The sequence below is a fragment of the Clostridium tarantellae genome (assembly GCF_009295725.1).
GTDB lineage: Bacteria > Bacillota > Clostridia > Clostridiales > Clostridiaceae > Sarcina > Sarcina tarantellae.
This window is the reverse complement of sequence record NZ_WHJC01000691.1, coordinates 1-361: the sequence shown is the minus strand read 5'-3', so window position 1 is coordinate 361 and position 361 is coordinate 1. Positions and strand designations below refer to the sequence as shown.

Genomic DNA, 361 nt, shown 5'->3' with positions numbered 1-361 from the left:
AGCATAAATCCTCTTGTTTCATACCTTGGAAAATCTCTTACAATACCTTTTGCTATGGTATTTTTTGTTTGCTTTAATATTTGAAGTATTGATCTAGTTGAATAAAAAGCTCCTGTTTCATCAATAGCTTCTACCTTAACATAATCATCTATATATAAATAATAGCCTTCTTCACCAATGCTTTTATCTTCACAATTTAATGTAAAATAAAAATCTCCTGCCTTTGGTTCTCCTGTAATAATTTCTATATCTTTTCCTAAAATGTCTTTATAATCTTCTTTAAATATTTCAGCTGTTTTGCTTAACTCAGCTTCATAATTTCCATCTAAAACAATTCTACTACTGTCTGCAATTTGGAAAT

At 28.0% G+C, this 361-nt stretch carries 1 protein-coding gene; it reads right to left on the bottom strand.

The genetic code is table 11. From position 1 onward, the window contains the following. A partial coding sequence (locus GBZ86_RS16865; RefSeq protein WP_152892555.1) for a glycoside hydrolase family 20 zincin-like fold domain-containing protein occupies positions 1-361 on the bottom strand: 361 nt, incomplete at both ends.